A 24,737-nucleotide genomic window follows, 5' to 3' on the forward strand; every position below is an offset into this window, starting at 1 on the left:
ACCACCCCGGTCTATGCTCGACGCACCGCTCGATACGCTTTACACGTGGACCGCGCTCTCGGTGGCCGCGACCGTCCTCATCGGGACGGTCGCCGGCCTCCCGGTGACGCCCGCACCCGACGCCTCGGGGGTCGCGGACGCCGTCGATACCGTGGCCGTCGCCGACTACGACGCGACCGCCGAACACGACCTCGACGCCGACGCCGTCCGCATCGGCCCGCACCGCATCGGGCTCCGAAACGACGGCGGCGCGGCGCACGCCACGTTCGGATTCGGCCCGGTCACGCCGGCAACCCCCGACTCTCGACTCGGCTCGGTCGCCCGCGGCGCACCCCCGAGCGCCGTCTTCGACACGGCCGCCGAGTTCGACGCCGCGGCCGAGACCGCACGCGACCGGGACGCCTCGTGGCGGCCCGCCAGCGAACTGCTCGTCGTCCGCCACGTCAGTTGGGAGGGAACGGATGTCACCGTCGTCTCGGCGTAGAGCACAGGCCTCGCCCGTCGCCGCGCTCACCGCGTTGCTCGTCGTCTGCGCGGCGATTTCGGGCTACGCGACGGTGCTCGACGAGTCGATGCCGACCGCCGACCGCGACCTCGCGTTCGCGACCCTGTCGAACGTCGAGTCCGCGCTCGAAGACGACTCGGGCGTCGTCGTCCTCTCGCGGCTCTCCGACGCCCGTGACGCCTGTCCGGACGGCTTTTCCTGCCGCGTCGTCGTCGCCGTCGACGACGACCGCCGCGCCGTCGGCCCCGACGCGCCCGCCGACGCCGACACCGATTCGACTCGGGTCACCGTCCGCGCCGAGCCCGGACGCGTCGGCTTCGGCACGCTCCGCGTCGAGGTGTGGCGATGACCGACCTCGTCTTCGACGTGACGGTGTGTCTACTCCTCGTGAGCGCGAGCATCGGCCTCGTCGTCACCGCGGACGCCGGCGCGGACACCGGCCTCAACGGCGATGCCGCCGTCGACGCCGACGGGGTCGCCTCGTCGCTGGCCACGAGCACCGCGACGGTCAACTACTCGCTTTCACCCGGCGTCGACGCGGCCGACCCGTCGTTGCTCGATGCCGACGACATCGACGCCCGCGAACTCGAACGGACCGCCCACGGCAGCCTCGCCGGACTCCTCGCCCGCTCGACGCTCGGCGCAGTCACCGTCGACGGCGTTCGCCTGACCCGCGCCCGCGACGACTTCCGGAAGCGGGCCGCCGCCCGCGCCGCCTCCGAACTCCCGACGCGCGGCGTCTCCGTCGCCGTCTCGTGGACGCCGTTCCCCGGTTCGTCCGTCCGCGCGAACGACACGCTCGGTCCCGAGCCGCCGTCCTCGGCGACGGTTCACTCCGCGACGCTCGACGTGCCGAGCGGGTTCCCCGCAGCGCGCGAAGACGCCATCGCCGCCAGCGACGACGGCTTCGACGCCGTCGCTCGGCTCGTCGCGGACCGGACCGTCGCCGGGCTGTTCCCGCCGACGCTCGCCCGGCTCGCGCTCCGCGGCGACGAGCCGGTATCGACGCTGATGGCTCACCGCTACGAGCGGGCCGGCGCGCTGGCGGGGGCCTCCGTCGCGCCCGAGGTCGCCCGCGAGGAGACTCGCGCCGCCAACGCCGACCTCGCCGCGGCGCTGAATCCGCGGTTCGCAAAGACGATGCGCGCCCGGTACGACACCCCGCGCGCCGCCGCCGAGGCCGTCTCCGCGGGACGCGTCACCGTCGTCGTCAGGACGTGGTCGCCGTGAGACTCGCCGCCGACGACCGGGGGCGGGTTCCGTTCGCCCTGCTCGGCGTGTTACTGCTCGTCGGGAGCGCGACGTTCTCCGGCGCGCTCTCGGCCCACGACCCCGTGGCCGACCGCCGCGTCGACGACGCGATGGACCGCGCGACCGCGCAGGCCGACGCCGCCGTCCGCGCGGCCGTCGGCGACGCGGCGCGCGAGGCCGCGGCGAACCCCGTCACCTCGCCCGCGAACACGACCGCCGGGCGACTGCTCTCGGACGAGCACACCTTCCGCGACTATCTTCGGCTCCGCATCGCGCTGGCCGCGACGGAGCGGCTCCGCGCCGTCTCGGTCGGCCGCGGCGACGTGAACGCGACCGCGACCCTGCCGCGACCGACGAACGAGTCGAGCCTGCGAGACGCGATGGACCGCGTCTCCATATCGAGTCGCGAGAACGGAACCGTCCTCGTCGCGACCGTCGAGAACGTCTCCGTCGAAGTCGCCCGCGGCGGCCGCACCGTCGCCGCCGACTCAGTCACTACGACGGTCGGCGTCCGGACGCCGGTCCTCGCGCTCCACGACCGGACCGAATCCTTCGAGCGCCGCCTCGACGCGAACGCGCTGGACGGCGGGACGCTCGACGCGACGGTGACGACCGCGCTGTGGGCCTCGGCGTGGACCCGCGGCTGGAGCCAGTACGCCGGCGCGCCCGTGGACAACGTCGTCTCGAACGACCACGCCGCGCTGGCGACGAACGCCGGCGTCCTCCTCGCCGAACAGCAGGCGTTCGGGGCGACGGACGCCGACGCCCGCGGCGCGACCGGCCGCGACGCCGTCCGCGTCGGTGCCCAGAGCCTGCTCTCGCAGACCGGCGCCCCCGCCGCGCCCGAACTGGCGAACGCGCTCCCCGCACCGAACCCGGACGCGGAGTCGCCCGCGAGCGAGGTCCCGACGAACCGGACCATCAACGCCTCCGTCGGCTCCGCCGCCGACCACGCGCTTGTCGGCCTCCTCGACGGCCGCGGCGACGCGCCGGCCTACGACGACGTGGTCGCGGACGCCCACCGCGCCGGGGTGGAAATCGACGCCGAAACGGACGTTCTCTCTCGGACCGAAGACCCGCCGGAGAACTCCGGACGCGGATGGACACTCGTCAGCATCTCGACCGACACGTCGTCGTCGGCCGAGACGGTGCCGACGCGAACTCCGGCGGTCGACGCCGACACCGTCGTCGTCGACGCCGGCTCCCGCATCGTGACGACGGTCGAGACGACCACTCGAACGTTCCGCCGGGGCAACGAAACGCTCCAGACCGAAGCGCGAACGGAGACGAGGACGCGCGTCGACCTCGCGGCCGTCGTCGACCCGGCCGCCGTCTCAGCCCCCGTTCGACCCATCGACCCCGCGGCCACCTCCGGCGGCGCGCTCGACGGCGAAAACTTCGCCGCGGCCGCCGACGCGGCCGCCGACATGGTCGTGACGCGCGGCGGCTTCGACGACATCGCCTGCGATGTTGTGACCGGCACCCCGCCCGAACCGCGACAGACGACCGCACCGATGGCAGCCGGCCTCGACCGCTGGGTTCGCTCGGACCTCATCGCGCTCGCTGACCGGGTCAGAGACCGGCGCGTGACGGTGTCTGCGCGGCGAGTCGCCGCGGGCGAGGTGAACCCCGCCGCAGAGCTCGCGTCCGACCTCCGCACCGACCGCAGCGACCTCGTGGACGCGCCGGCCGCCTACGACGGCGTCGCGGACCGGGCTCGCGTCGCGGTTCGCGCGACCTACCTCGACCGCGTGCTGGCGACGCTCGACCGCCGGGCGAACCAGACCGCGGCGGCGAGCGACGCGGCCAACAACGAGAGCAAGGACGCGGAGTTCGGCTCGCTCTCGGAGGCGGTCCGCGCCGAGGAGGTCGCCCGCGCGGCGCTCGGTGACTCGCGAGCCGACGGCGCGAACGGAACTGCCAACGAAAGCGGCGTCAGATTCGTCCCCGACGCGGACCCGATGTACCTCTCGCTCGGCGGCCTCGATGGCGCTGCGGTCCCCACGGTCGCCCGGGGCGGCACGTATCACCCGCTCGTCGCCCGCAACACGAACCTGTTTACGCTCCCCTACGGCGACGCCGCCGACACGGTTCTCGAACCGCTGTTCGGCGCGAACCGCCGCGTTCCCCTCCGCGTCGCGGCCCGCACGCTCCTCGCGGCCGACTCGACGCTCGAAAACACGAACGCAACGAACGAGACGCTTGCCGACCGCCGCGACAGGCTCGAAACCGCGGTCGACCGGTCGGTCGTTCCCGCGGAGGAGGCCGCCCGCCACACGCTTCGCGACCACACCAACCACTCCGTGACGGAGCGCCAGCGAATCTTGGAGCGCTCGCTCGGCGCGTGGGACGACCCGGCTCATCGGGCGCTGGCGATTACGAACGGCTCCGCGGCGCGCGCAATCGCCGTCGAGGCCGCCGCTCCGGGAACCGTCGAGGCCGACCTCCTCGAACTCCGCCTCGACGATGCGTTCCGAGCCGTTCGCAGCGACCGCTCGACGACGGTCCCACAGCGGCTGACGAACCGGACCGTCGAGACGACGCGGACCGCCCGCCAGCAGGCCGTCTCCGACACCGCGACCGATGCGGCGATGAGCGCGACCGAGGACGCGGTCGCAGACCGCCTGAACGACACGCTCGACTCGCGGTTCGACACGTCGTTCAAGCGCATCCCCGCCGGAATGCCGGTCGCGCCCGTTCCCGGCTCCTGGTACGCCACGGTCAACGTCTGGGACGTGGCGGTCGCCGGCGAGTTCGCGCAGTTCCGCGTCCACGCCCGCGGCGACGCCGAGTCGCTGACGTACGCCCGCGACGGCTCGACGGTCGCCCTCGACTGGGACGACGACGGCACCGCCGAGACGGTCGGTCGCGGCGACCGCGTCTCGTTCGACGTGGAGACGACGATCGTCGTCGCGGTGCCGCCGTCGGGCGTCGGCGTCGGTGACATCGACGGCGACGCGGACGAGCGCTCCGAGGGGTGGCAGGGCGGCCCCGGCTGTACCGTCGCGGCCGACTGCCCGCTCGACGAGTAGCCGCCAATACGACCCGAGTGGCAACCGTTTTGCCGCCGGAACGCCGAACCCGCGGTGTATGTTGCACGACGCCGCCGCGGAGCCCGGAACCCTCTCGGCCGACGAGTTGCGGGCCGCCTACGAGGACGAGATTCGCCGCGCAGTCGACGCCGCCGGACCGGAGACGGCCGCCGAGGCCGCGGGCGTCTCGGAAGCCGCGCTCTCGAACGGCGTGTTGGACCTCACGCTCGAACAGGCCGCCGCCGTCCTCGAACTCGCCGACGACAACCCCGACGCCGACGCCATCGTCTGGGAGTTCCGCGACCACCTCCTCATGGGCATGACGAGCGGCATCCTCGACGTGGACACGCTCGCGTCCGAGGTCGACCTCGACCTCTCCGGACAGGAGATTCAGCAGGCCATCGAGGGCCGCACCGCCGCCACGCTGAACGAACTGGCCGCCATCCACCACGTCATCGCCGTCCGAAACGAGCGATGAGAGTCGCCGTCCTCGGCTGCGGCTACGTCGGCCTCGAACTCGCCCGCACGCTCGTCGCCGACGGCCACGACGTGTGGGGCGTCCGCCGCTCCGACGACGGCCTCGACGCCGTCGAAGCCACCGGCGCGGAAGCGGTTCGCGCCGACGTGACCGATGCCGACTCCCTCGGAGCGGTCCCCGACGTGGACCACGTCGTCTTCGCCGCGAGTTCCGGCGGCCGCGGGGCCGACGCCGCCCAGACCGTCTTCGTCGAGGGCCTCCGGACGGCAATCGACCAGTTCGCCGCCCGCGACTCGCCGCCCGAGCGCCTCGTCTACACGTCGAGTACGGGCGTCTACGGCGACCACGGCGGCGACTTCGTCGACGAATCGACGCCGCTGAACCCGACGACCGACAAGACGCGCGTCCTCGCGGAGGCCGAGCGCGTCGCCCGCGAGCACGCCGCCGAGCGGGGAATCGAGGGGACCGTCACCCGGTTCGCCGGCCTCTACGGCCCCGGCCGCTACCGACTCGACCGCTATCTGACCGGCCCGGTCACGGCGGGCTACCTCAACATGGTCCACCGGGACGACGCCGCGGGCGCCGTCGCGTCCCTCCTCGAAACCGACCGCGCCCGCGACGACACCGTCCTCGTCGTCGACGACGAACCCGTCTCGAAACACGAGTTCGCGGATTGGCTGGCCGACGAGTGCGGCGTCCCGCGCCCCGAAAAGCGCACGAAGGAAGAACGCCTCGACGCGGGCGACCTCTCGGAGGCCGCCCGTCGCCGCATCCTGACGAGCAAGCGCTGCTCGAACGACTACCTCCGCGAACTCGGCTATTCGTTCGCGTATCCGACGTATCGGGAGGGTTACCGGGCGGCAATCGACGCCTACCGAGCCGACGGCGACTGACCGTATTCGGGGGACGACAGGTTCGAACCGCCGAAATTCTGTCACTCAGGACAGCTCGATTAGGGGGAATATTCATACGGTAGGCCCCGGTCGTGTTGTGTATGTTCGGTCCGGTGGGGCAGTTCGACACGGGTGCTATCTTCGAGTCTCTCGACTCGTTCGTGCGCACTCACCCCGAGGTCGCGGCGGCGCTCGTCGTCGCGCTCGGAGCCCTCGCGCTCGTCGTCTACGCCGCGATTCGGTTCAAGCGGCCGATGGGCACGCGCTTCGCTGAGGCGCTGGAGGGCGTCGACGAAATCGCCGTCCTCATGCACCCGAACCCGGACCCCGACGCCATGGCCGCGGCAATCGGCGTGGCCTGTCTCGCAGAACAGGTCGGCACCACACCGACCATCCAGTTCGCCGGCCAGATTCGACACCAAGAAAATCGCGCGTTCCGAACCGTTCTCGACCTCGACTTAGACCCAATCGACCACGTGAGCGACCTCGCCGCCGAAGCGGTCGTCCTCGTCGACCACAACGAACCGCGCGGCTTCGCGGGCGCGGAGGGCATCCTCCCCTACGCCGTCGTCGACCACCATCCCGGCGACGGGACCGGCGAGGCCTTCACGGACGTGCGGACCGACTACGGCGCGTGTTCGAGTATCGTCGCCGAGTACTTCCGCGACGTGGGCGCGAAACCCGTCCCGCCGGACATGCACGCAAGCGAGGTGAACGCCTCGTACACCGTCCCCTCGCAGGTCGCGACGGGCCTCGTTTACGGGATTCTCACGGACACCAAACACCTCACTGCGGGCTGTTCGGCCGCCGACTTCGACGCCGCCGGCTTCCTCTTTCCCGGCGTCAACGAGGACCACCTCGACCGCATCGCCAACCCCGAGGTCTCCCGCGAGGTGTTGGAGGCGAAAGCCCGCGCCATCGCCGGCCGCGACGTGCGCGGCCCCTTCGCCGTCGCCGACATCGGCACCATCTCGAACGTCGACGCCATCCCGCAGGCGGCCGACGAACTCATCCAACTGGAGGGCGTCACCGCCGCCGTCGTCTGCGGCGAACGCGAGAGCAACGTCTACCTCTCGGGGCGCTCCCGCGACGACCGGGTCCACATGGGCCGGACGCTGGAATCCGCGCTCGACCACTACCGCGGGGCGAGCGCCGGCGGTCACGCCCGGATGGGCGGCGGCCAGATAATCCGGCCCGACGCCGTCACCGACGGCGGCAACGGCGAGTCCGTCCCCCGCGACGAACTCGTCGAACACATCTTCGAGGCGCTGTCGGGCGATATCTGACTCTCGGACCGGACCGAATCGGACCGGACCGGGACCACTATCGCGGACCCGGACCGGTGGCCCTTAACAGCCGGCCGCCGTAGCCCCGCCCATGGCAACAGGACGGGCGACGTGGGCCTACCGCGACCGGTTCGGCGACAGTTTCGGCCGCACCTTCTACCGCCGGTTCGGCCCCGGCGTCGTCTCCAGTATCGGCATCGGAACCTACCTCGGCGAGCCGACCGACGCGGTCGACGACCGCTACCGCGAGTCGCTCGTCTCCGCGCTCGAACACGGCGTCAACCTCGTCGATACCGCGTCGAACTACCGTCACGGGCGCGCAGAGCGGGTCGTCGGCGACGCGGTCCGCGGGGCCGACGTCGACCGCGACGCCGTCGTCGTCGCCTCGAAGGCCGGGTTCGTCCCCTTCGACCGCGAGCGCCCCGACGACCCCGGCGCGTACGTCCGCGAGACGGTCCTCGACGCCGGCCTCGCCGACCCCGACGAACTCGCACACGGCAGTCACACCATCGCGCCCGCCTTCGTCGACGAGATGGTCGACCGCTCGCTCGACCTGACGGGACTGGACCACGTCGACTGCTACTACCTCCACAACCCCGAGACGCAGTTGGCCGTCACCGACCGCGAGACGGTGTACGACCGCGTCGAGGCCGCCTTCGAGGTGCTCGAACGCCGGGTCGCCGCCGCCGACATCGGTCGGTACGGCGTCGCAACGTGGGAGGCGCTCCGGGTCGCACCCGACCACGACGCCTACCTGTCGCTGCCCGAACTCGTCCGTCGGGCGGAGCGCGCGGCCGAGACCGTCGGCAACGACGACCACTCGCTCGAAGCGATTCAGCTCCCGTTCAACGTCGTGATGGCCGACGCGTTCACCGTCGAGGCCCACGACACCGACGCGGGCGAGGCGATGAGCGCGCTCTGGTACGCCCACGAACACGGCCTGCACGCCTTCACGAGCGCCAGCCTCGCGCAGGGCGACCTCGCCGCCGAGATTCCGGCGTCGGTGAACTCGGTGCTCGCGGGCGACACGGCGGCTCAGCGGGCGCTCAACTTCTCGCGGAGCGCGCCCGGCGTGACCGCGGCGCTCGTCGGCGCATCGTCGGTAGAACACGTCGCGGAGAACGTCGCGGCCGGCACGTTCGACCCCCTCGGGGCGCGGACGTTCGATTCGGTCTTCGAGTGAGCAGTCGCCCCCGTTCTCGGACGGCCGCTTTCGGTCGACTCGCGGTTATCTGAGTTCCTTCCACTCGCGCCCGCAGTCGGCGCAGATACGGACCGAGAACACCTCGTCGGGGTCGTTTTTCTTCTTCAGCGACTCGCCGCACTCGGAGCAGGTCAGCCGTCCGTAGGTGTCTTTTTCCAACTCCCCGTCTCGAAGCCCCTTCCGCGTTGTCTTCATACGCTCCCGTTTGTGCAACGAACATAAAAACCCGACGACAATCCCCGTTTTCGACCCGCACAACACCCCCGTTTTCGACCCGCACGACGCCCCGCGGTCTCGTTCAGCCGAAACTGTTGTCACCTCGCGGCGCGCGGTTCCGTCCGTGTCACGTGGCCGCCTCTTCGGAACGCTCTGCGGGATGGTGTTACTCGTCAATCTCGCTCGGGTCGTCTTCGCACCGCTTCTCGGGGAGTTCATTCTCTTTTTCGAGGTCGACCGGGCCACCGTCGGCATCGTCGCCACCCTCGTCTGGCTCGGGAGCGCCGCCCTCCGCGTCCCGACCGGTTGGCTGCTCACCCGCGTGCCGAGACATCGCGTGGTGCTCGGGACCGGCGTCGTCCTCGTCGTCGCCTCGGGCGTGACCGCCAGCGCGACCACCATCGAGGCGCTGATGGTCGGCGCGGTCTCGATGGGGCTCGCCTCGGGCGCGTACTTCGTCGCCGCCAACCCGCTCGTGAGCGAGCTGTTTCCCGACCGCGTCGGCCGCGCGATGGGCATCCACGGCACCGCCAGCCAGCTCGCGGCCGTCGGCGTCGCCCCCTTCGTCACGCTCGTCCTCGCGGTCGGCCCCGACCTCGTCGACCGCCTCCCGTTCGTCTCCGCGGCGTGGCAGCTCGTCTTCGTCTGCGTCGGCCTCGCGGCCGCCGTCGTGACGCTCGCGCTGTTCGTCACGGCCCGCTCGACGGACCTCCCGGACGCGGGCGCGGCCGACCGCGACCTCCTCGGCGCGGCCCGCACGGAGTGGCGGGTCGTCCTCACCGGCATCGTCATCCTCGGCTTCACCGGCTTCGTCTGGCAGGGGCTGTTCAACTTCTACGAGCTGTACATGGTGTCGAAGGGCCTGCCGGCGACGACGGCGCGAAACATGCTGACGGTCGTCTTCGGCGCGGGCGTGCCGGCGTTTTTCCTCTCGGGGCGACTCGCGGACAAGCTTCCGCGCATCCCCTACATCCTCGGCGTGCTCGTCTCCTTCGTCGTCTCGGTGTTCGTCCTCACGATGACGTCGAGCCTCGTCGGTCTCATCGTCGTCACTGCGGTCGTCGGCTACGTCATCCACAGCCTCTTTCCGGCGCTCGACGCCTACCTGCTCGACACGCTCCCCGACGAGAGCCGCGGGAGCGCCTACTCGGTGTACTCGTTCGGCATGATGATATTCCAGGCCAGCGGGTCGGGCGCGGTCGGCACCCTGACCGACGTCGGCTACGCGTTCGACGAGGTGTTCTTCTGGTTCTCGGTCGGGCTGGCGGTCGTCGTCGCGGGCCTCATCGCGCTCCAACACGCCGGGCGCATCCCGAACTGAGGGGCGACCGGGGGTGACCGGGGGGCGACCGGGGACGCCCGGAGCGAAGTCGGCAGCCGACTCGGCTCTCGCCGCACTTTTGCTCGCCCGGTCCCACGGCCGACACGATGGAGTACGTACAAGAGCGGGTCACGACGCTCCACGACCTCTCCGGCTCGGTCCCCGACGCCCCGACCGACCGCGCGGCCGTGGTCGTGCCGATGACGGAGCGGGAGTACGCCGGCCTCGCGGCCGACCGGGTGCTGTCGACGCTGGAGTCGCTCTCGCCGGCGCGGGTCGTCGTCCCCCTCCGCGCGCCCGCCGACCGGGTCGCCCCCTTTACCGACTGGCTCGACGAGTACGACCTGCCGCTCGACGTGCTGTGGTGCGACGGCCCCCGCGTTGCCGACTTGCTGGACTCCCACGGCCTCGACGGCGAGCGCGGCAAGGGCCGCGACGTGTGGCTCGCGCTCGGCTGCGCCGCCAGCGAGGAGTACGTCGTCGTCCACGACGCGGACACGAAGACCTACGACGAGCGCTACGTCCCGCGGCTTCTGTTCCCGCTCGCGCACGGCCACGACTTCTCGAAAGGCTACTACGCCCGCGTCGAGGAGGAGCGGCTCTACGGCCGGCTGTTCAGGCTGTTTTACGCCCCGCTCGTCCGCGCGCTCGAAGCCGAGACCGACGCCCCCATCGTCCGGTATCTCGACTCGTTTCGGTACGCGCTGGCCGGGGAGTTCGCCGCCACCTCGGACCTCGCGGTGCGGATGCGGTCGCCGCGGAAGTGGGGCCTCGAAGTCGGCACCCTCGGCGACGCCTTCGCCCACGCCGGCTTCGACCGGAGCGCGCAGGTCGACCTCGGCGAGTACGAACACGACCACCGCTCCGTGAGCGGCCCGACCGGCCTCTCGGACATGAGCGAGTCGGTCGGGCGGACGCTCCTCAGAGCGGTCGTCGAACACGGCGGGAGCGTCGAGTTCGACACGCTCGCGGAGCGCTACCGCGAGGCCGGACACCGGCTGGTCGAGCAGTACGCGGCCGACGCGGCGTTCAACGGCTTCGACTACGACCGCGGCGACGAGCGCGAGCAGGTCGCCACCTACGCCGATGCCATCTCGAAACCCGGCGAGGACACGCGGCTCCCGGCGTGGAACGACACGTCGCTGTCGCCCGACGAGGTGCTCGCCGCCGCGGGCGACGACCTCGACGACGTTCGGGAGGGCGCGGGCCGATGAGCGAGACCACCTACGACGACCTCGCGGGCGTCGTCGACCTCTTCGGCGCGCTCACCCGCGAGGAACTGGCGACGGCGCTGGACGAACTCGCGTTCAAACAGGGCCGCGAGACCGACGGGGACGCCCTCTCCGGTGCGATTTCCGACGCGGTCGACGCCTACTACCTCGTCCCCTACGAGGACGACGAGACGGACGCGGAACTCCTGACGGTCGGCCCGATGGCGTTTCCGACGCTCCCCGACCGGGCGGAGGACCTGCCGCACATCCTCGACTACCCGACCCGCGAGGTGCCGCGGGACGAACTCGCGACGCAGGTCGAATCCCGCCTCCGAGCGGCGGCCGCGAGCGCGGTGCAGACGGGCGACGCCGACGAAATCGAGCGGCTGTTGGACGTGACGTACGACCTCGAAGCGTGGGCCGACACCGACGTGGGGTCGATTCGCGAGCGCCTCGACGCCGCGCTGGACGCGGAGGGGCAGGCCTAAGTCGCGGCATCGCTTTACGAACCGTGACGATGGACCTCGCGGGCGTCACTCGACACGAACCGGTGACCGTCGACGCGGGCCGGCGGGCGGCCGTCATCGCCCCCGTCGTGTTCCGCGACGAGCGGCCGCACATCCTGTTTACCAAGCGCGCCGACCACCTCGGCGAGCACCCGGGCCAGATGAGTTTTCCCGGCGGCGGCCGCGAACCGAGCGACGCCGACCTGCGGGCGACCGCGCTCCGCGAGTCCAACGAGGAAATCGGACTTCGACCCGAGGAGGCGGCGTTTCACGGCCGCCTCGACGACATCCGAACCGTGACCGACTACGCCGTCTCGCCGTTCGTCGCCACGGTTCCCGACCGCGCGTACGAACCCGACCAGCGCGAGGTGGCCGAAATCGCGGTGCTCGCGGTTGGCGACCTCATCGACCGCGCGAACTACGAGTCGGAACGCCGCGACCACCCGCAGTACGGCGAGATTCGGCTCCACTTCTTCCACGTCGACGGCTACACCGTCTGGGGCGCGACCGGGCGGATGCTCGTGCAACTGCTCGAACTCACGACCGACTGGCGCGTCCCCGAGGAGGTCGACCGCGTGGTCGACCCCGACGCCGACTACCCGGTGTAGCGTCCCCACTCGACGTCTCGTTCTCCTCGGCGTACTGCCCCCAGCGCGCCCGCTCACGGTGTCTGAGTCAGTTCCGAAAAACAAAACCGCGTCAGCGTGTCGTCGTCCCCACGACAACTCCCTTTCTGCCCCCCGAGTACCCCCTCAGCCGAGGAGGTACTTGAGCGCGGGGCGCTGGCGGACGAACTCCATCTTCTCGATGATGGCGTCGAGGCCGAGGATGCGGCCCGCCGCGAGCGTGCCGACGATGACGAACATCATCAGCCCGAACAGGTCGCCGTTGACCACGCCGTGGCCCCACTCGGCGTTCCCCAGGTAGAAGAACACCATCAGGACGCCGCCGAAGAAGGCGGCGAGCCGGACGAGTGCACCCACGATGAGCCCGAGACCGATGAGGAACTCGCCCCACGGAACCATGACGTTCGTGAGGTCGAGGAGCCACGGGGTCGCGGCGGCCCACGCGAAGAAGCCTTGGAGCGGCGAGGCTGCGGGGGCGTTCGCGAGGTAGCCCGCGGCGCTGAACGGCTCACCGGTTATCTTCCCCAGCCCCGCGTGGAGGAACCAGTAACCGGTGATGAGGCGGGTCAACACGAGCACGTAGCCCGTGACGCCCCGCGAGTAGTCGAAGTCGATTCTGTTCCCCAGCATCTCGATTTGTGCGTTAGCGGGCATCTCGGTTCACCTTACATCTGAATCGTCGGCCGCGAACCCCATATAACGGCGACGCGATTTCCGAATCCATAGAACTGGGAATGACCGAAAACGGGCGTCTGAGACTGTCACGATTCGTTTTCGACTACTAATCGAGACATAGAATTGTGTCCTAAATACAATCGTGTCGAGACGCGGGTGAACACGGCGGTCTCTCGCAGTGCGACCGGCTGACACGCGCTGCGGAACCGGTCGCTGCCGGGGCGATGCAGGGTATATAAACACCGCCGGGAGAGCCAGCATCGCCGTCACCGACAGGGTTTTGCCCTCCTCCGCGCTACTCGTTCTCACATGGTCGCACAGACGATGGATCGCGTTCCGCGACGGTACTGAAACTTCTGTGGTGATAGCATGCTGACCGCCGAGCGTGCGGTCTCGAAAGCCGGTCTGGACGCAGTCGCGCTCAAACCCGCCGAGTGCGACGTGCGCGAGGCGCTTTCGGTCCCGCTGGATGTCGTTGCCATCGACTACGAGGGCCGCGAGCGGCTCCCCGACGAGGACGTACTGCGCGACCTCGCGGCCGAAAAGGAGGTCCGACTGACCACGCCGGTCCGCACCGACGGCTTCGACCCGCTCGGCGACGACTCGCTGTACGAGTGGCTCCCCGACGGGGTTCGGCAGGTGCTCGTGGCCGGCCACGGCGCGTATCTGACGGACGACGAGGCGCGCCGGGCGGTCGCCCCCCGGCTCCGCGCCGCGAGGGAGCGCGCGCCCGACGCGTGGGTCGGCACCGAGGGCATCGAGCGAATCGCCCTCGCCGCCGGCGGCACGCAGTACGAACTCCTCTCGCGGTCGACCCGCAGAGACGTTCGGGCGCTCCGGGCGGCCGGCTTCGGCGGCGAGGTCGCGCTCTACGCCCCGACCGCCCTCACCGACGACGACGACGAGATTCTCGACGCCGTCGGCGCGTACGTCTCCCGTCGCCGTCCCGTCGCTCGCGCGCTCCCCGACGACGCCGCGACCGACGCCTCGGCCGAGGGCCGCGCCCGCGAGGTGCTCCTGAAAGCCGCCCGCGACTACGCGCTCATCGGCTCGGTCGACGACATCCGCCGGCGAATCGACGACCTCCGCGACGCCGGTATCGACCTCGTGGTCGGCTACCCCGCCCGCGGCGTCGACGAGTTCGCAGAGTAGTCCGGCGCGCCGGGCGGTCGCCCGCTCTCCGCCTCCTGCGGTTCGCCCCGCCTGTGCCGCGCCGAGCACCGGAGGCCTTTTACGCGGTCGCCGGAGAGGACAGGTGACGGCACGGTCGGGTGGCTCCTTTCGGACCCACGTGGTTTCCACGCGGGCCACGGCCGGCCGACCTACCCCGTCTCTCTACAATCCTGAGCGACCGCGCCGCGCAGTTCTCGACCACTCTCGCCCCACGACCGGCGAGCAACTGCCATTCAAGTCGGTCGCCGACGCAGACGGGGTATGAACGAATCAGCGCGCGTCGCGGTCGTCGGCGCGGGCGCGGTCGGCCTGACGACCGCCTTCGACCTCGCCGAGCGCGGGGCGCGAGTCACGCTGTTCGAGCGCGACGCCCCCGGCGGCGGGTCGACTGGCCGCGCCGCCGGCATCTGTTACGACGCCTACGCGGAGGACATCGACGCGGCCGTCGCCGGGAGCGCGATGGACCGCTTTCGGAGCCTGTCGGGCGAGGGCGGGTTCGCCTTCCACGAGACGCCCTACGTCTTTCTCGCGCGCGAGGGCGACGACGCGGCGGCCGCGGCCCTCGAGGAGTCGGTCGAGCGAATGCGCGTCCACGACCGCGCGGTGTCGCTCGTCGGAGCCGACGAACTGGGCGACCGGTTCCCGATTCGGACCGACGACGTGCTCCTCGCGGGCGTCGCGGAGAACGCCGGCTGGGCAGACCCCGCGGCCTACGTGGACCTGTTCGTCGAGCAGTGCGAGTCGGCCGGCGTCGCGTTCCGCGTCGGCGACGCGGTGACGCTTCGAACCGACCCGCCGGGCGTCGCCGTCGACGACGTGGTGACCGCCCGCTTCGACGCCGTCGTCGTCGCCGCGGGCGTCCACTCGCGCCGCCTGCTCGCCGACGCGGGCCACCCAATCGCGCTCAAGCCCTACCGGGCGCAGGCGCTCGTCGCTGACTGCGACTACCGCGGGCCGACCGTCTACGACGCGACCGACGAGTCGTACCTGCGGCCGCATCCCGGCGGCGTCCTCGCGGGCGACGGCGTCGAACCGGTCGAACCCGACCCCGACGACTGGGACCCGACCGCGGACGACTGGTTCGTCGCCGACGCCCTCGACGGGGTTCGCCACCGGACCGGCATCGACGGCTTCGACGAGGCCGGCGAGGCGGCGGCCGAGGCCGACCAGCCGGACAGCGCGTGGGCCGGCCTCTGCGGGGCGACCCCGGACCGGAACCCGCTCGTCGGCGCGGTCGCTGAAGGCGTCTACGTCGCCGCCGGCTGGCACGGCCACGGCTTCATGTGGGCCCCGGCAATCGGGGAACGACTCGCGGAGGCGGTGCTCGGAGACGGTCAAGAACGGATTCCGGCCGCGTTCGACCCTCGCCGCTTCGACGGCGACGAGGAGTTCGCGGTGGTCGAAGGGATGACGCTTGACGGCGACTAGCGCGAAACGGAGGTTCGGAGGGGTCGTCGCGCCCGAAACTGAGACTCAGGCGTCTTGGTCGTCCACGTCGCCGAAGTCGACTTCGTCGTCGGACTCGGTGTCGGCCTCGCCGTCGGCTTCGTCTTCCTCCTCGGTCACGGCGATGTCGCTCGCGCGTTCGTCCTTGGGAATCCGAATCTGGAGCGTGCCGTGCTTGCCGACCGTGGCGGTTCCCTCGGCGGCTTCGACCGAGGCGTCGGAGGGGATGGTCGCCGTCCCCGAGAGCGTGAGACCGCGGCCGGGGAAGCGCATCTCGTAGCCCTCGTGGAAGTCGCGGAAGCGGTCGATGCGAATCTCGACCTCGCCGTCGAGGAAGCGGACCTGCACGTCCTCGGCGCGCGCGCCGGGCGCGTCGAAGACGACGAGGTAGGCGTCTTCGGATTCGAGCAGGTCGTGGGCGAGCGGCTTGCGCTCCTGCATCTGGCTGACGCCGCGGCCGACCCGTTCGAGGACGGCGTTCGCCGCCGACTCGCCGTACTTCCGCAGGTCGCTCATAGCTGAATCTCCTCCAGGGCGCGGGACTCGCCGCAGTACGGACAGGAGAAGTCCGCCACCGTCACGTCGTCGGGCATGTCGTAGGTGTAGTGCAGCTCGAACATGTCGAGTTCGCAGTCCTCGTTGGCGCACTTGACTTCGAGGGTCGCGGGCATGGCCGTCAGTTACGCTCCCACGCTCATAAACGCGCGGGAGGCGGAAGCGCCCCCACGACGCGGTTCGGGGCCGCGACCGCCGACCGGTTGCGTTTTCCGCGTCGAACCCGAACCGCGACCGATGACCGACCCCGCCGACCTCACCGTGACTATCGTCGACGGATACGTCGACGAGCCGGCGCATTTCGGCGTGCCGCCGTACATCTCGACGTATCCGAGGTTCACCGCGGGTGCGGTGGTCGACGCGGGCGTCCCCGAGTCCAACGTCGTCTACCACACCATCGACGAACTCCGCGAGGACAGACAGAAGTGGCGCGACGTGGCCGACGCCGACCTCATGATTTACATCGGCGGCATGACCGTCCCCGGCAAGTACGTCGGCGGGACGCCCGCCGAACCCGACGAGGTGCGCGAACTCGCGTGGGTCGCTGAAGGCACCGCCCTGATGGGCGGGCCGATTCGCTTCGGCGTCGGCGACGAGAACGCCGGCGGCCAGGACATGGAGCGCAAGAACCTCGACTACGACTTCGTCGCCAAGGGCGACATCGAGGCGGCCGCCTACGACCTCGTCGACTCCGGGCTCGAAGGTTTCGGCAACCGCATGCGCGACAACGAGGAACTCGACCGCTGGGCCGCCATGGGCGCGTTCGTGGTCGAACAGCACCCGAACCACCCCGACCACCTCATCTGCGAGATGGAGACCTCGCGGGGCTGTGCCTACCGCTGTTCGTTCTGTACCGAACCGCTGTACGGCAACCCCGCGTTCCGCACCGCCGACTCCGTCGTCAAGGAGGTCGAGAACCTCTACGACCGCGGCGCGCGACACTTCCGGCTCGGCCGGCAGGCCGACATCCTCGCGTTCGGCGGCGACGGCGAGGCTCCGAACCCCGACGCGCTCCGCCGGCTCTACGGCGGCATCCGCGAGGTCGCGCCGGACCTCGGCACGCTCCACCTCGACAACGTCAACCCCATCACCATCGTCGGCTGGCCCGAGAAGTCCCGCGAGGCGCTCCGCATCATCGCCGAGCACAACACGGCCGGCGACACCGCGGCGTTCGGCCTCGAATCCGCCGACCCCGTGGTGCAGGAGGAGAACAACCTCAACGTCACCGCCGACGAGTGTTTCGAGGCGGTCAAAATCGTCAACGAGGTCGCCGGCTGGCGACCCGGCGACGACCCCGCGGACGCGCCGACCCACGGCTCGGACGCCGCGAACCGCCTGCCGAAGCTCCTCCCCGGCATCAACCTCCTCCACGGGCTGAAAGGCGAGCGCGAGGAGACGTTCGAGCACAACAAGCGGTTCCTCCAGCGCGTCTACGACGAGGGCCTCATGGTCCGCCGCATCAACATCCGGCAGGTGATGGCGTTCGACGGCACCGACATGTCAGACACGGGTGCCGACATCGCCCGCGACCACAAACAGCTGTTCAAGACGTACAAAACGGAGGTCCGCGAGGAAATCGACCGGCCGATGCTCCGCCGGGTCGCCCCCGCGGGGACGGTCCTCCCGAACGTCCACCTCGAGTACCACCAGGACGGCCGCACGTTCGGCCGCCAACTCGGCACCTACCCGCTTTTGGTCGGGATTCCGGGCGAGCGCGAACTCGGGAAGACAATCGACGTGGCCGTCGTCGACCACGGCTACCGCTCCGTCACCGGCGTCCCCTACCCGCTTGACTTCAACGAGGCGTCGATGGACGAACTCACCGCCATCCCCGGCATCGGGCGGTCGACCGCCGGCGACATCGTGGTGAACCGTCCCTACGCCGACGCGGCCGACGTGGGCGTCGACGCCGACGTGACGAAGTACGTTCAGTAGCGCTTTCAGTCCTCGAAACGACGTTCTTCACCTGCAACCGCGCTCTCTCTGCGCGCCCGACGCGACCGCCGCGTTCACTCGCAAGCGTGGTGCGTCGTTCACTTGCAGCCGTGGTCTGTCGGTGGGGTGAGCACTGTCGGTGCGGCGGACGGCGTCGAACCGCGAAAAGAGCGCCGTCAGAAGTCGTCTTCGACGACCTCGCCGACGGCGAAGTTAGACTTGACTTCGGTGATTTCGACTTTCACGCGCTCGCCGACTTCCGTGCCGGGAACGATGATGACGTAGCCGCGTTCGACGCGGGCGATACCGTCGCCCTGCTTGCCGATGTCCTCGATTTCGACGTAGCGGAGTTCGCCGGCTTCGACGGGCGGTTGCGGTTCGTTCGTGGGCGTCGGTCCGGCGTTCGGTTCGGACTCGGCGGGTTCGTTCGACTCGCGGGAGATGAGCGCGACGCGGTACGTCTCGCCGGGTTCGACGGTCCCGGTCTCGACTTCGCGGCGCGGAATTTCGACGACGTAACGGTCGTCCTCGGTGCGAACGTCAGCATTGAACAGACACAGGAGTTTATCTGAGATTTCCACCGTAAGACCTCCAATATGTGGTCAGGCCGGAGTGTTAAAGATGTACCGCAGTCAGCGGATTCGACTACTGAACCCGCGTCCCGTCGGGCCGTTTCGCGCCCTCCGAGTCGTGGACGACGACCTCGCCCGGACCGGTCTCGACCGGTTCGTAGGCGTCGGTGACGCCCCGCGCCTCGCGGAGCTCTCGAATCGCCCGCTCTTTCAGCGCCCGAGCCAGTTCCTCCGCGTCCGCCCGGGAGATGTCCCGGCCGAGGCCCTCGCACTCGTGGGCGCGGACGACGCCCTCCTCGTCGACGGCCTCGCCCATCGGCTGGCTCGTGCCGCCGAGGGCGACGCTGAACGGGTAGGTCTCGCAGATGAGCGGGCGGTCCTCGTGGACCTGACAAGCGCCCCGCCCGGAGTCGTCTTCCTCGTAGAATCGGCAGTCGCCGCAGGCGGTCGTCTGGAGCGCCCACTCGAACGTCTCGCCCTCGGGGCCGTCGTCGCCCTCGACGAGGCCGTAGGGCATCGGTCGGGCCACGTCCCGCCACTCCATCGGGGTTCCCGACTCGCCTTCCGAGTCGTCTCCGCCGGCCTCCTGCAAGGCGCGCACCTCGTCGGGGAAGACGGTCGCCGTGTGCGGTTCGGGGCCGTCGTCGCCCTCGTAGCCCTTACAGCAGGCCCCGCAGCGCGTGCACTCGAAGCCGATGGACTCGATGGCGTCGGCGAGTTCCGACACGTCGAGGTCGCGGGCGCGGGCCAGTTCGGCGTCGAGGTCCATACCCGCGATGCGGGCGCGAGCCCAAAGAGGGGCGCGGTTTTCGCGGGGGCGCGACCCCCGGCCACCCGCGGTCTCGGACACCGACGACGCGCGCCCTATCGCGGTTCGACTCGCTCGACCTCGGGGTCCCAGCGGACCCGCCGCTCGGCGGCCAGTTTCTCGATGTGGGCGACGACCGTCGCGCGGGCGAGGTCGCGCACGGCGGACACGTCCTTGTCGTAGGCGGCGTCGGTCACGGCGTCCGGCGTCGCGTTCCCGGCGCGCACCGCGTCGAGGACGGCCCGCTCGCGGTCGTTTCGGTGCGCGACGAGTCGGGCGAGCGTCGCCCGCGGGTCCGTGATTTCGGGGCCGTGACCCGGACGCAGTCGCTCGGGACCGCGCGCGTGGAGTCGCCTGAGCGCGACGAGGTAGGCCCGAACGTCGCCCTCGGGCGCGCCCACGACGACGCTGCCCTCGGCCACCGCGAGGTCGCCGCAGAGCACGTCGTCGCCGGCGACGAAGCTCACGTGGTCGCGGGCGTGCCCCGGCGTGTCGAGCACCTCGACGCCCGCGCCGACGGGGACGGTCGTCCCCTCCGCGAACGTCCGGTCGGGGTCGACTCCGGTCGCGGCCGAGAAGGCGCGCTCGCGGCCGCGACGACACCAGACCGTCGCGCCGGTCTCGCGGGCGTAGGCGGCGACCGCGCCGACGTGGTCCGCGTGGGTGTGGGTGACCGCGAGGTGGTCGACGCCCTCGCGCGCGACGAGGTCGTCGAGGCGGTCGGTGCGGGCCGCGGGGTCGACGAGCAGCGTGTCGCCGCCGCCGGCGACGAGGTAGGCGTTCGTCGCGCCGGTCGGCGCGCGGGTTGCGACGGGGACGGAGACGCGCGTGGCGTGCATGGCGGCGGCTACGCTCGCCGGCGGGTTAGGTCGTTCGAGAGAAGTGGTGGCTTGGTCTGCGGGAGTGCGCCCCCGCGGGCGGTGGTCTGTCGCGCTATCGGTGGGACCGCGCGCTTACGTGTTGAGGAAGTAGACCTGCTTTCGCGCGTCCTTGAAGGAGTAGCGCGAGCCGACGAGGTCGGACTCTTCGAGACGGTTGAGCGCGTAGCGGACGGTACGGTCCGGCAGCAGCGACTCCTCCGCGAGCTGGCCCTGCGAGAGGGGCGCGTCGCTTTCGAGGACTTTTGCGACGAGCTTCGCGCTCGGGGGAAGCTCGCGGAGGCGCTCTCGGAACTCGGCTTCCGAGAGCAGGTCTTCAGTATCTGGCTCTGCGGTGGTGGTGCTCATACCCGTCACAGTCGGTTGCTCCGTGTTAAGGGTTAGCTACAAGTGTGTGAAAAGAATCCAGACACATAATACACATATTAATATCGTGCGTTTGTTGGGAAATCGACCGCGAGTAGGCGTCTCACTCCACGTTTCGCATCGTATCGACCGCTGGAGTGCCGAGTCGATAGCTCCCGAGCGGCGCGTGACAGTCCGGGCAGTGGACGACGAGCCACCCTTCGCTGACGTGTCGTGTTAACGCGTCCGCCTCGCAGGTCGCGCCGCAGTTTCTACACGTTGGCATATACCATGGTGCGCGCTCGGCGGACGAAAACCCCTCCCCTCCGCCCGTCGAACCCCGCTTCCGCACCGCGTATCCAGTACCGTTTTACGGTCCCCCCCGCGAGTATGCGTAGCGTGAAAGGAAAGGAGTGGTACCAGGCCGACGAGGTCGCCCAGGAGTACGACTCGAAGCGGTTCTCCAAGGGCGGTCGGCTCATCGACCGGCGAGAGAAGGAGGCGGTCCTCGCGGCGCTCGGCCCCGTCGAGGACAAGAACATCCTCGAAATCGCCTGCGGGACCGGCCGGTTCACCGTGATGCTCGCCCAGGAGGGGGCGGACGTCGTCGGACTGGACATCTCGCGGGCGATGATGGTACAGGGGCGGGAGAAGGCCCGCAGAGCGGGCGTCGCCGACCGCATCGAGTTCCTCCGCGGCGACGCGGCGCGGCTGCCGTTCCCGGACGACCACTTCGACGCGGTGTTCGCGATGCGGTTTTTCCACCTCGCGGACACCCCGGCGAAGTTCTTAGCCGAGATGGCCCGCGTCTCGAAAGGGCAGGTGTTTTTCGACACCTTCAACGACGGGAGCCTCCGGGTGGCCTACAACTGGCTGCTCCCGATGGGGTCGCGGCTCTACTCGGAACGCGACGTGCGGCGGCTGCTCGGCGACGCCGGACTCGACCTCGCGGGTGCGAAGCACGACTTCGTCATCCCGTTCGGCTTCTACCGGAAGGTCCCCAACGGCATCGCACAGCCCTTCCGCTCGCTCGACCTCGCCGTCGGCGACTCGCCGCTCGGCGACGACCTCGCGTCCGTGTCGTACTGGAACGCGCGGGTCGAATCCGCCGACGAGTCGTCTCGCGCGGCGACGCGGGCGAGCGACGCCGAGTGAGGCGTTCTCACGGCAGATTTTAACACGGTTCTCGATTCACATTTAAGTACGTCCACCGCAACTGTCGGGTATGGACCTCTCGGTTGTGCTCCCGACGCTCAACGGTCGGGACCGGCTCGCCACCAGCCTCGACGCGCTGGCCGAGCACGCCCCCGACGCGGAAGTCGTCGTCGTCAACGGTCCCTCCGCCGACGGCACGACCGGGATGGTGAGAGAGCGCGACGACGTGGACGTGCTGGTCGAAATCTCCGACCGCAACCTCAACGTCGCCCGTAACGCCGGCCTCGAAGTCGCCGGCGGCGACGTGGTCGCACTCCTTCGATACGACCTCTCCGTCGAGTCGTCGTGGCTGTCGGCGCTCGAAGCCGGCATCGCCGACGCCGACGTGGTTACCGGGCCGATGCACCAGACGCTCCGCAACGGCATGACGACCGAGTCGATCGAACGGAACGCCATCGGCGGCCGCACGGTGACGTACTTCAACGGCGGCAACGTCGCGTTCCGACGCGGGGCCATCGACGCCCTCGACGGCTTCGACGAGTACCTCCAGACGGGCGGCGCGCGCGACGCGGCCCACCGCCTCGCCGGGTTCGACCGCTCCGTCGCGTGGGCTCCCGAGATGTGCGTCCGCCGCGAGTTCGAGGCCGACGGCGGCGTCTCGGAGCGCGACTGGGGCTGGAAGTACCGCTCTCTGACCTATCGACTCGTGAAGAACTACGGCATCAGACCGGGGACCGTCAAGCGGACGGTGACACACGCGGTTTCGGACGGCGTCGACGCCGCCCTCGGCGTCCTGCGAGGCGACGTGACGCCGTCGGGCTGGGTCGGAACCGGCCGCGACGTGGTCGGCGGCATCGCCACGGGCGTCTCCGACGGGTTGGTCGCCCGCGCCCGCGACCGAACTCGCACGCGGAACCCCCACGGCCGGTCGAAGCGCGCCGACCGCGCCGTCGCCCGATACGACCGGCGCTGACTCGCCTCCTTACTGTTCTCCGGGGCCGAGCGCCGCGATGACCCGCGCCGCGTTCTTCGAGAACGCCTTCGCCAGCGCGTCTTCCGACACGTCGAGCGTCAGTATCTCCATGACGCCCACGTTCGGGTGGGTCTCGGGCGCGCCGCTGCCGAACAGCACCCGGTCCGGGTGTTCGAGCAGCGCGCGTTCGAGCACGCTCCGGTAGCGGACGAAACTCGTGTCGAGATAGAGGTCTTCGTGGTCGTCGAGGAGGTCGATAGCCTCGTCCATCAGCCCGCGGTCGAGCGGGAAGCCGCCGAACCCCGACAGGATGACCGGGAACCGCCCGAGCAGCGACTGGGCGACGGCGCTCGGCTCGAAGGCCTGCCCGCCCTCGACGAAGACCGGCAGCCCCACGTCCTCCAGCATCGCCAGCGTCTCGTCGTCCGGGAGCCCGTCGACCGCCGGCGCGAGCGAAAAGCCGTGGAAGCGGTCGTCGTAGGCGTACTGTTCGATGTCGTCGGGGTCGGCGTGGTGGTCCGCCCGCGACGACCTGAAGTTCCGGAGCCGCGCCGAGGCCCGGCCGCTCGGGTCGCGCGGGCCGTTGATGCGGGCGAACGCCAGAAACGGGCGGTCGACGCTCATCCGCGCGACAGCGTTGTTCGGGCGGAGGTAGCTCCCCGCGACCCGCTGTGCGCCCGGCGAGACGACGGCGCGAACGACGCCCGCCTGATGCAGTTCGCGCTCTAGGCGCTCGGGGCTTATCTCCCGCCCGCGTACCGCGACCGACCGCTCGTCGGGGTCGAGGCGGGCGTTCACGTCCACGACCCTGAACCCGTGTTCCAACTCCAGCATTGTGGTGTCACTCTCCGGTGGCCGTCAAATAGGTTGTAGAATCCGCCGTCGTCGTTTCACCGCGCTCACAGTATCGGCCGCTCGCCCGCCGGGGTTCGTTCATCGACGCGTGACGTTCATTCCTCCACGACGGTACGGAGAGAGCCTGAAACGCAACTTTTTGGCTTGATACTCCTATCGTTCACGCGTGTGCCTCATCGCCGAGGTCGTCGCGCCGCTGTCCGCGGTCCCGTTCGGGTCCGCGGTCGTGGAACACGACGTGGAACTCGAACTGGAACGCTCCGTTCCGACCGCCTCGCGGTCGGTGTCGTTCGTCTGGGTCCGCGGTCCCGACGCGGCGTCGTTCGGGGAGGCGGTGCGGTCGCTTCCGAGCGTCGACGACCTCACGCTCGTCGAATCCGTCTCGGGGCGGGTGCTCTACGGCGTCAGCTGGAACGTCTCACAGGTCCCGATTTTCGACGCGCTGGCCGAACGCGACGCGGTCCTCTTGGAGTGCCGCTCGACCGTCGACTCGTGGTGGCTCAAGCTTCGGGTGTCGTCGTACCGGGTGCTGACCGACCTCAGACGCGAGTGGGCGGCCCACGGCATCGACGCCGAGTTCGACCGCATCACCACGGTCGCGGCCGAGGAAGCGCCGCCGGGCGAGGAGCTGACCGACGCGCAGCTCGAAACCCTGCTGCTCGCGCTCGAACGCGGCTACTTCGACGAACACCGGGCCACGTCGCTGGCCGAACTCGGCGCGGAACTCGGCATCTCGCGGCAGGCGGTCGCCGCCCGTCTCAAACGCGCGTACCGGACGCTCGCAGAGCGAATTCGAGACGAGCAACCCCCACAATAGCGGGTTACATAATCAACCCAC

At 70.4% G+C, this 24,737-nt stretch carries 27 protein-coding genes; 18 read left to right on the forward strand and 9 right to left on the reverse strand.

The window, feature by feature from the left end; genetic code table 11:
* The first annotated feature begins 13 nt into the window (after nucleotides 1-13).
* The 8 genes from DEQ67_RS03870 (at nucleotide 14) to DEQ67_RS03905 (ending at nucleotide 8,628) form a co-directional block, all read left to right on the forward strand.
* Nucleotides 14-484, forward strand: coding sequence for a DUF7283 family protein (locus tag DEQ67_RS03870; RefSeq protein WP_004064877.1), 471 nt, complete (start codon nucleotides 14-16; stop codon nucleotides 482-484).
* A complete protein-coding gene (locus DEQ67_RS03875; RefSeq protein WP_115860289.1) occupies nucleotides 462-854 on the forward strand; it encodes a DUF7285 family protein in 393 nt (130 codons plus the stop codon). The genes DEQ67_RS03870 and DEQ67_RS03875 overlap by 23 nt, the downstream gene beginning before the upstream one ends.
* The gene (locus DEQ67_RS03880) at nucleotides 851-1,735 is read left to right on the forward strand and encodes a DUF7284 family protein (protein ID WP_115860287.1); all 885 of its coding nucleotides are present in this window, start codon (nucleotides 851-853) and stop codon (nucleotides 1,733-1,735) included. Before DEQ67_RS03875 ends, DEQ67_RS03880 begins: the two co-directional genes overlap by 4 nt.
* Entirely contained in the window at nucleotides 1,723-4,788 is a 3,066-nt protein-coding gene (locus tag DEQ67_RS03885) for a DUF7286 family protein (protein ID WP_115860285.1), read from the forward strand. The genes DEQ67_RS03880 and DEQ67_RS03885 overlap by 13 nt, the downstream gene beginning before the upstream one ends.
* A 58-nt stretch (nucleotides 4,789-4,846) precedes the next feature.
* Entirely contained in the window at nucleotides 4,847-5,266 is a 420-nt protein-coding gene (locus tag DEQ67_RS03890; RefSeq protein WP_004064871.1) for a DUF5791 family protein, read from the forward strand.
* Nucleotides 5,263-6,159, forward strand: a complete 897-nt coding sequence (locus DEQ67_RS03895; RefSeq protein ID WP_115891346.1) for an SDR family oxidoreductase — start codon at nucleotides 5,263-5,265, stop codon at nucleotides 6,157-6,159. The genes DEQ67_RS03890 and DEQ67_RS03895 overlap by 4 nt, the downstream gene beginning before the upstream one ends.
* A 101-nt stretch (nucleotides 6,160-6,260) precedes the next feature.
* Nucleotides 6,261-7,445, forward strand: a complete 1,185-nt coding sequence (locus DEQ67_RS03900; protein ID WP_115891345.1) for a DHH family phosphoesterase — start codon at nucleotides 6,261-6,263, stop codon at nucleotides 7,443-7,445.
* A gap of 91 nt (nucleotides 7,446-7,536) precedes the next feature.
* On the forward strand, nucleotides 7,537-8,628 hold the full coding sequence (locus DEQ67_RS03905; protein ID WP_115802269.1) for an aldo/keto reductase: 1,092 nt from the start codon (nucleotides 7,537-7,539) through the stop codon (nucleotides 8,626-8,628).
* Nucleotides 8,629-8,673: 45 nt separating this feature from the next.
* Here DEQ67_RS03905 and DEQ67_RS03910 read toward each other — a convergent pair whose 3' ends face one another.
* The gene (locus DEQ67_RS03910; RefSeq protein ID WP_004044179.1) at nucleotides 8,674-8,844 is read right to left on the reverse strand and encodes an HVO_0758 family zinc finger protein; all 171 of its coding nucleotides are present in this window, start codon (nucleotides 8,842-8,844) and stop codon (nucleotides 8,674-8,676) included.
* Nucleotides 8,845-9,025: 181 nt separating this feature from the next.
* Here DEQ67_RS03910 and DEQ67_RS03915 point away from each other — a divergent pair, with 181 nt between their 5' ends.
* The 4 genes from DEQ67_RS03915 to DEQ67_RS03930 all read left to right on the forward strand — a co-directional run bounded on the left by DEQ67_RS03915 (nucleotide 9,026) and on the right by DEQ67_RS03930 (nucleotide 12,511).
* Nucleotides 9,026-10,186 carry an MFS transporter gene (locus DEQ67_RS03915; RefSeq protein ID WP_115891344.1) on the forward strand — a complete coding sequence of 387 codons (1,161 nt, stop codon included), beginning with the start codon at nucleotides 9,026-9,028 and terminating at the stop codon, nucleotides 10,184-10,186.
* Nucleotides 10,187-10,293: 107 nt separating this feature from the next.
* Nucleotides 10,294-11,400, forward strand: a complete 1,107-nt coding sequence (locus tag DEQ67_RS03920) for a glycosyl transferase family 2 (RefSeq protein WP_115802271.1) — start codon at nucleotides 10,294-10,296, stop codon at nucleotides 11,398-11,400.
* Nucleotides 11,397-11,885, forward strand: a complete 489-nt coding sequence (locus DEQ67_RS03925) for a DUF7109 family protein (protein ID WP_115860281.1) — start codon at nucleotides 11,397-11,399, stop codon at nucleotides 11,883-11,885. Before DEQ67_RS03920 ends, DEQ67_RS03925 begins: the two co-directional genes overlap by 4 nt.
* A 29-nt stretch (nucleotides 11,886-11,914) precedes the next feature.
* Complete coding sequence (locus DEQ67_RS03930; protein ID WP_004044175.1) at nucleotides 11,915-12,511, forward strand: NUDIX hydrolase; 597 nt, start codon at nucleotides 11,915-11,917, stop codon at nucleotides 12,509-12,511.
* A 144-nt stretch (nucleotides 12,512-12,655) separates the two neighbouring features.
* Here DEQ67_RS03930 and DEQ67_RS03935 read toward each other — a convergent pair whose 3' ends face one another.
* Nucleotides 12,656-13,144 carry a DoxX family protein gene (locus DEQ67_RS03935; RefSeq protein ID WP_115802718.1) on the reverse strand — a complete coding sequence of 163 codons (489 nt, stop codon included), beginning with the start codon at nucleotides 13,142-13,144 and terminating at the stop codon, nucleotides 12,656-12,658.
* Nucleotides 13,145-13,573: 429 nt separating this feature from the next.
* Here DEQ67_RS03935 and DEQ67_RS03940 point away from each other — a divergent pair, with 429 nt between their 5' ends.
* Nucleotides 13,574-14,356 carry a DUF7388 family protein gene (locus DEQ67_RS03940; RefSeq protein WP_004064374.1) on the forward strand — a complete coding sequence of 261 codons (783 nt, stop codon included), beginning with the start codon at nucleotides 13,574-13,576 and terminating at the stop codon, nucleotides 14,354-14,356.
* 282 nt (nucleotides 14,357-14,638) lie between these two features.
* Nucleotides 14,639-15,805, forward strand: coding sequence for an NAD(P)/FAD-dependent oxidoreductase (locus DEQ67_RS03945; protein ID WP_004064373.1), 1,167 nt, complete (start codon nucleotides 14,639-14,641; stop codon nucleotides 15,803-15,805).
* Between the two features lie 45 nt (nucleotides 15,806-15,850).
* Here DEQ67_RS03945 and DEQ67_RS03950 read toward each other — a convergent pair whose 3' ends face one another.
* Together DEQ67_RS03950 and DEQ67_RS03955 are read right to left on the reverse strand one after the other, a co-directional pair.
* Entirely contained in the window at nucleotides 15,851-16,339 is a 489-nt protein-coding gene (locus DEQ67_RS03950) for an Hsp20/alpha crystallin family protein (protein WP_004044171.1), read from the reverse strand.
* Nucleotides 16,336-16,494 carry a DUF7559 family protein gene (locus tag DEQ67_RS03955; RefSeq protein ID WP_004044170.1) on the reverse strand — a complete coding sequence of 53 codons (159 nt, stop codon included), beginning with the start codon at nucleotides 16,492-16,494 and terminating at the stop codon, nucleotides 16,336-16,338. Before DEQ67_RS03955 ends, DEQ67_RS03950 begins: the two co-directional genes overlap by 4 nt.
* Nucleotides 16,495-16,615: 121 nt before the next feature.
* Here DEQ67_RS03955 and DEQ67_RS03960 point away from each other — a divergent pair, with 121 nt between their 5' ends.
* Nucleotides 16,616-18,313, forward strand: a complete 1,698-nt coding sequence (locus tag DEQ67_RS03960; protein ID WP_115891343.1) for a radical SAM protein — start codon at nucleotides 16,616-16,618, stop codon at nucleotides 18,311-18,313.
* 176 nt (nucleotides 18,314-18,489) lie between these two features.
* Here the strand turns inward: DEQ67_RS03960 and DEQ67_RS03965 are convergent, their stop codons facing one another.
* The 4 genes from DEQ67_RS03965 to DEQ67_RS03980 all read right to left on the reverse strand — a co-directional run bounded on the left by DEQ67_RS03965 (nucleotide 18,490) and on the right by DEQ67_RS03980 (nucleotide 20,919).
* Complete coding sequence (locus tag DEQ67_RS03965) at nucleotides 18,490-18,894, reverse strand: TRAM domain-containing protein (protein ID WP_004044168.1); 405 nt, start codon at nucleotides 18,892-18,894, stop codon at nucleotides 18,490-18,492.
* 64 nt (nucleotides 18,895-18,958) lie between these two features.
* Nucleotides 18,959-19,654 (reverse strand): YkgJ family cysteine cluster protein, encoded by a 696-nt coding sequence (locus tag DEQ67_RS03970; RefSeq protein ID WP_004064371.1) that lies wholly within the window; start codon nucleotides 19,652-19,654, stop codon nucleotides 18,959-18,961.
* 95 nt (nucleotides 19,655-19,749) lie between these two features.
* Nucleotides 19,750-20,532 carry an MBL fold metallo-hydrolase gene (locus DEQ67_RS03975; RefSeq protein WP_115860275.1) on the reverse strand — a complete coding sequence of 261 codons (783 nt, stop codon included), beginning with the start codon at nucleotides 20,530-20,532 and terminating at the stop codon, nucleotides 19,750-19,752.
* 114 nt (nucleotides 20,533-20,646) lie between these two features.
* Entirely contained in the window at nucleotides 20,647-20,919 is a 273-nt protein-coding gene (locus DEQ67_RS03980) for a winged helix-turn-helix domain-containing protein (protein ID WP_004044165.1), read from the reverse strand.
* A 396-nt stretch (nucleotides 20,920-21,315) separates the two neighbouring features.
* Between DEQ67_RS03980 and DEQ67_RS03985 the strand changes: the two genes are divergently transcribed.
* Both DEQ67_RS03985 and DEQ67_RS03990 read left to right on the forward strand, forming a co-directional pair.
* Nucleotides 21,316-22,071, forward strand: a complete 756-nt coding sequence (locus DEQ67_RS03985) for a class I SAM-dependent methyltransferase (protein ID WP_199519400.1) — start codon at nucleotides 21,316-21,318, stop codon at nucleotides 22,069-22,071.
* Nucleotides 22,072-22,141: 70 nt separating this feature from the next.
* On the forward strand, nucleotides 22,142-23,044 hold the full coding sequence (locus DEQ67_RS03990; RefSeq protein ID WP_115891342.1) for a glycosyltransferase family 2 protein: 903 nt from the start codon (nucleotides 22,142-22,144) through the stop codon (nucleotides 23,042-23,044).
* A 9-nt stretch (nucleotides 23,045-23,053) separates the two neighbouring features.
* Here DEQ67_RS03990 and DEQ67_RS03995 read toward each other — a convergent pair whose 3' ends face one another.
* The gene (locus DEQ67_RS03995; protein ID WP_004044162.1) at nucleotides 23,054-23,878 is read right to left on the reverse strand and encodes an amidohydrolase family protein; all 825 of its coding nucleotides are present in this window, start codon (nucleotides 23,876-23,878) and stop codon (nucleotides 23,054-23,056) included.
* Between the two features lie 187 nt (nucleotides 23,879-24,065).
* On the opposite strand from DEQ67_RS03995, the gene DEQ67_RS04000 reads away from it, so the two are divergent.
* Nucleotides 24,066-24,716 carry a helix-turn-helix domain-containing protein gene (locus tag DEQ67_RS04000; protein WP_115860269.1) on the forward strand — a complete coding sequence of 217 codons (651 nt, stop codon included), beginning with the start codon at nucleotides 24,066-24,068 and terminating at the stop codon, nucleotides 24,714-24,716.
* Nucleotides 24,717-24,737: the final 21 nt, after the last annotated feature.

The organism is Haloferax sp. Atlit-48N (assembly GCF_003383015.2).
In the GTDB taxonomy this organism is placed as follows: domain Archaea; phylum Halobacteriota; class Halobacteria; order Halobacteriales; family Haloferacaceae; genus Haloferax; species Haloferax volcanii.